At 65.7% G+C, this 5,079-nt stretch carries 3 protein-coding genes and 2 pseudogenes; 1 reads left to right on the top strand and 4 read right to left on the bottom strand.

The window, feature by feature from the left end; all coding sequences use genetic code 11:
- Positions 1–179: 179 nt before the first annotated feature.
- On the bottom strand, positions 180–1,538 hold the full coding sequence (locus GH815_RS18420) for an esterase-like activity of phytase family protein (protein ID WP_153750184.1): 1,359 nt from the start codon (positions 1,536–1,538) through the stop codon (positions 180–182).
- A 219-nt stretch (positions 1,539–1,757) separates the two neighbouring features.
- Between GH815_RS18420 and GH815_RS19340 the strand changes: the two are divergent.
- Positions 1,758–2,576, top strand: a pseudogene (locus GH815_RS19340) (HlyD family secretion protein); the annotation flags it as partial.
- A gap of 93 nt (positions 2,577–2,669) precedes the next feature.
- On the opposite strand, the gene GH815_RS18430 reads toward GH815_RS19340, so the two are convergent.
- The 3 genes and pseudogenes from GH815_RS18430 to GH815_RS18440 form a co-directional block, all read right to left on the bottom strand.
- Positions 2,670–3,056, bottom strand: a complete 387-nt coding sequence (locus GH815_RS18430) for a type II toxin-antitoxin system death-on-curing family toxin (protein WP_343030967.1) — start codon at positions 3,054–3,056, stop codon at positions 2,670–2,672.
- Positions 3,053–3,235: an AbrB/MazE/SpoVT family DNA-binding domain-containing protein gene (locus GH815_RS18435; RefSeq protein WP_246176536.1), complete on the bottom strand. Its 183-nt coding sequence runs from the start codon at positions 3,233–3,235 to the stop codon at positions 3,053–3,055. The genes GH815_RS18430 and GH815_RS18435 overlap by 4 nt, the downstream gene beginning before the upstream one ends.
- Before the next feature lie 567 nt (positions 3,236–3,802).
- Positions 3,803–4,836, bottom strand: a pseudogene (locus GH815_RS18440) (IS110 family transposase).
- Positions 4,837–5,079 lie beyond the last annotated feature (243 nt).

A 5,079-nucleotide genomic window follows, 5' to 3' on the forward strand; every position in this document is an offset into this window, starting at 1 on the left:
CTGATCAATCTCGGCGCCAGGTTCCCCGTTGATCCCTAGGCCGACGTGAAACATGCGATTGAGCCGGGTGCTGACGTTGGGCGTCCGGCGCGAAGACGCGACCCCGCGCAGCGCGGCTTTTGCGCGGCGGCATCCCCCCGCCGCGCGATCGCGGGCGGAGGGCAATTCCGTTCGGGGCCTTATCTGGCGGCCAGCATTTCCGGCACGTCGAGCAGGATGAACTCGTTGTCGGCCGGTGCGTTGAGCTGGCGACCGGACGAGAATGGCAGGTTGTTGTCCATTGCCACGACGATCTGGGTGTCGGACACGGCCATGACGTTCTCGATCGTGAAGAACGGGAAGGTCATGATGCCGGTCAGGTCACGCCCGGCGACGGTCTCGAGCCGGTTCTTGCCGTCGGGATCGGCGATGTTCATGAGGTCGATATGGCCTATGCGGCGCACGAATCCATCGGCGTCGATGGTCGCGGTGTCGATCAGGACGATGCGCTTGAGCATCGCCGGATTGGGGAAGCAGTCCGGCTTGGCCTCGCCCTCGCATTTCAGCGACGGATCGCCCTCGCCGTTGTCACGCTCGATGACGAGCGCGCGGGTCTCGTCGATGAAGTTGAAGTCGCCGATGGCGGTCGCACCCTCGGCCAGCGCGAACTTGAAGCTCTGGCCGGTCCACTCGCCCTTCTCAGGGTCGAAGGCGAGAACGGGGAGGTAGCTGCCGATCGGCTGGCCGTCCTCGCCCACGAGCGGCTTCTCCAGCATGCCCCACAGCAGACCCGTGCCCGGCTGCAGCGCCAGACCCTCGTAACCGCCGGAGCGGGGGACGGTCCAGTCGACGCCCGGCTTGGAGAGGCCGCTGATGGTCGGGTGATCGACGCTCTTGACGAGCTGGCCGTCCATCATGGTCGGGTAGACGGCCTTCACCTTGCCGTCGAGGCCGGCCTTGATCAGGTAGGGGCCGAACTCCTCGCCGATCCAAACGTCTTCGCCGATCACCTGGATGCTCTCCAGATCGAAATCGGCGCCCGTCAGGTAGCGGCTTTCCGTGCCCTCATAGGCGATGCGGAAGGGAACCTTGCGGTCCGGGTCGGAGAGGAAGATGGTCTCCCTGACATCGACCGTGCCGTCCTCGTAGTTCGGCGCGACCTTGTGGAAGAACAGCAGCGTGTCGGGGCTGTTGGCCTTGGAGCCGTAGCCGTTGTCGGTGATCGCCCAGATCGAGCCGTCATCGGCGAGTGTCATGGCAAAGCCGGACAGGCCCTGGAGCGGCTGGCCCTCGAAGGGCAGCGACAGGCCGGTGAGGCGCCTGCCATGCAGGGCACCCGTGTCGCCCGGCACGGTGCCGACGGCGTCGACGCGCACGCCGGTGGTGAACTTGCCGGAAACCTTCGCATCGGACGGGGCATCTGCCGGCGCTGGAATGAAGGAAGCCGCCGGGATGTAGGCGTGGCCGGCCAGCTTGGCCGGGAACACGGTTTCGGCCTGGGCCGAGCCGGAAGCCAGCGCGAGGGCGAGACAGATCGCGGATACGGAAGTCCTGAGCATTGTCGGTTCTCCTGGGTGGGGAATGCTGCGAGCGCGTCAGGGCTACGGCCGTTGCTTGAAGGGCCGGTGACAGTTCGATGGCTCTTCCGTTACGATTCCCAGTTTGCGCGCGCGGCGGCGCCGTACCCACCGGCCGGCATCGCCGCGCGTGGTCCGGGACATGATCGCGACCGGTTCAGCTGTTGGTCGGCCTGGCGAGCTGGCGGCGCGCCAGTCCTCATGTCCTCCCAGCAGGTCTCATCCCGCAAGGCCACACTTCTTCCTTTTGTGGTGATCACCCTTCTTGCGATATCGGTTGCCGCGTCGCTCATCAGGTGGGTCACACGTCCCGCTGCGGTGTTGGTACAAGGCGAGGTCGCGGCCCCGCGGGTCGATGTCTCCGCGCGCACGTCTGGACGCGTGGCCGAGATCCTGGCCGAGTTGGGTGGAAGGGTCGAGGCTGGGCAGATACTGGCGGAACTGTCCAACCCGCAGTTCGTCACCTCCCACGCCGCTGCGGCCTCGGGTCTGGACGTGGCGCGCGCATCACAGGCGGCTGCGGGCGCGACACGGCCCGAAATGATCCGCGCCCGTGAGGCGGAACTGGCCGCAGCACAGGCCGATCTGCGACTGGCCGAAGAACAGGTGACGCGGGACACGGAACTGGGGGAGCGCGGTTTGCGCCCGCAGGCCGCAATCGGCCAGACCATGCGCAATGTCGATAATGCCGCGCGTCGTGTCGAGGCCGCCGAGGCCCAGCTTGATCTGGCCCGTGCCGGTGCTTCGCCCGAAGAACGCGCCGTGGCGGCCGCACAGGTCGCGCAGGCCGAGGCCACGCTTGCCCAGCGTCAGGCCGATCTTGACGAGCTGACGATCTACGCACCGCTGAGCGGCGAGATTTCCGCGCGCCTGATCGAGTTGGACGAAAATGTCGGCCCCGGTGCGCCGCTGTTCACGATCGTCGATCTCGATCAGGCGTGGTTCACCTTCAATCTGCGCGAGGATTTCCTGGCAGGGCTGCAAGTGGGCGATCTGCTCTCGGTTCATGTGCCTGCTCTGCGGCGCGATCTTGACGCCACTCGGCGGTCCGGGGCTGGCCTCGCAGCCCACGCTTTCGCGCTTCACTGCGATGTCGAAGAAATCTTCGATGAGTCAGATCGCGCTCATTCCGGTCGCCAGCCACCTGGCGAAATCCGCCTCGCTGATCTCTCCCGCCGCAAGGCTTTCCATCATCCTGACGCCCTCGATCGTGTCGGGGCGGAAAGAGTAGCCGTTCAGACGCAGGAATGTGAGCGCCGTCACGAAGGCCGTGCGCTTGTTGCCATCCACGAAGGCATGAGCCTTGGAGATGCCGAAGGCATAGGCCGCGGCAATCTCCGCAAGGCCTGAGTCGGTATAGGCCGCGAGGTTCATCGCACGAGCGCAGCCCATCTCCAGGAGGGCCCGGTCGCGCATGCCCGACGCGCCGCCATGGCGGGCGATCTGTCGGTCATGGATGGCAAGGACCGCAGCGAGCGGAACCCAGACCGGTTCGCTCACGCAAGGGCCTGAAGCAGGTCGCGGTTTTCGTCCATTACGATCTCCGCGGCGGCCAGCGCGGCCGCGACCCCGGGATCGTGCGGCGTGATCTTCAGGCTGCCGTCGTCTCCGCGCAAGACGAAGAGCGTGTCACCTTCCTTCGCGTCGAGGATGGTGAGCATTTCGGTGGTCAGGGTCATGACGGCAGAGTTGCCAACTCTCCGGATCCTGGTTTCGATCATGACGCGGCTCCCTGGATATATCGACGTATATACACAATTGGCCCGTGGTGAGCAAGCCCTCAACACTATCGTGAGGGGCTGGGCCCGGCGGGTCTCCGTCAGGTTCCGATCTCGAATGCGCGGTGAAGGACTGGCTCGGTGACGCCGCGCCGCGACGTTCATCTCTGGTCGAGGAAGCTGCGGTCTGGGCCGCTAGGGTCCGGACTTCGGTAACGGGGACGCCCCGGTCAAGCTCTTTTGGCCGCGAGATTTCACCCGCAGAGGAGCGGATGGATTGAGACGATCGTCCTTTGTCGTCCATCTCGGGCCTGCCTTCTTCTGTGATCACCCCGGGTGCATGCTTCGGTCCGTGGTCAGCGCGGTGGCTGCCAACATGATGCTGGTTCAATGCAATTCCGATGTGCCTATCTCATTGGCGTGCTTCGCGTAGCGGGCAACAGTCCGGACCACGGCATCATCGGAACCGCGTCCCTGGGGGAACCTCGAAGGCCTGCCGTCAGGCGGGTCAGTTAGGGGCCCGGTTCCTCAGGCCACCATCGGAGCCGGACGATCGGCACGGAAGTCGGCATCCTCGACCCACATGCGATGCAGGATGACACCGATGCGGCGCGCCAGTGCGACCATCGCGCGCTTCGATCCACGGCGACGGGCAACCTGTGCGGCCCATGTTCTGAGCCAGGTCGAACGGCCACGGTGCATCATGACCGTTGCAGCCTGGCACAGGGCACGACGGAGATTGACGTCGCCGGCCTTGGTGATCCCGCCCGAGACGTCGCGCTCGCCCGACTGATTTCGCGAGGGCGTCAGTCCGACCCACGGCCCGACCTTCTTCGAGGACGTGAAGCGGCCGGGGTCATCGACGGCGGATCGATAGGTCAGGGCGACCACCGCGCCCACGCCGGGCATCGACATCATGCGGCGGCAGGCTGGATCCTCCTGCGCGAGTTGGCGGACGCGGCGTTCCAACCCGGCCAGCTCCTGTCGGAGCGACAATCGCGCCCGTAGTATCGGTTCGGTTGCCGCCTCCAGCATCGGATTGCCCGCAGCCAGTTCGCGAATGCGCTGTTCAAACCTGCCGCGCGAAATGGAGCCGACCTTCAGGCCGAAGTTTCGCAACAGACCGCGCAAGGACATTTCCAGCGCGATGAAGCCCTGTTGCACCGCCTTGCGCGCGTTCAGAACCGCGCGAACCTCTTGTGCCGAGACCGACTTGAAGTGAACCGGTCGGAACCACCCCAGATGAAGCAGGCGCGCGATCCCCTCGGCATCCCGGCGATCGGTCTTGATCGGCATGGCCTTCGAGCCGCGCCCTTCACCTGCCGGGTCTCCATCAGCACCACGCCAAAGCCCGCCTCGGTCAACCCGCGGTGCAGCCACTGCGACAGGGGGCCAGCTTCCAGGCCGATGGCCGCGATGGTGCCGTCCAGCTCCCTGATCCAGCGGATCAGCGCTTCCGGCTCGCTGGCCGCATGCGCCTCCTTCACGATCTTCCCATGCTCGCTGACCACGCAGATCGCGGTCGTCTCCAGCGACACGTCCAGTCCGACAAACAGCTTCATCCCGCCGCCCTCCTTCAGGTTCCGATACGGGAATGGCGCCAGCTTGCCCTCCGCGATGCAACGATAACGGGAGGGTCGTGGCGCAGGCCCCGTTACGGCATCTCATTGATTTTCAAAGCCAGAACAAGACTGTTGCTGCGAGCGCGACTGCGGAGAGGAACACCTTCGGTCAGGCCAGCGTCAGGGCGGGCGTGCCAGAACGGGGCCACATCGGCCGACAAGGCCCCCAACCAAGGAGACGAC

This window comes from Rhodovulum strictum (assembly GCF_009649175.1).
Classification (GTDB): domain Bacteria; phylum Pseudomonadota; class Alphaproteobacteria; order Rhodobacterales; family Rhodobacteraceae; genus Rhodovulum; species Rhodovulum strictum.

Excerpts from the sequence above, each read along its gene's own strand:
- GH815_RS18420 (WP_153750184.1), bottom strand. The coding sequence starts at position 1,538 with ATGCTCAGGACTTCCGTATCCGCGATCTGTCTCGCCCTCGCGCTGGCT.
- GH815_RS18435 (WP_246176536.1), bottom strand. The coding sequence starts at position 3,235 with ATGACCCTGACCACCGAAATGCTCACCATCCTCGACGCGAAGGAAGGT.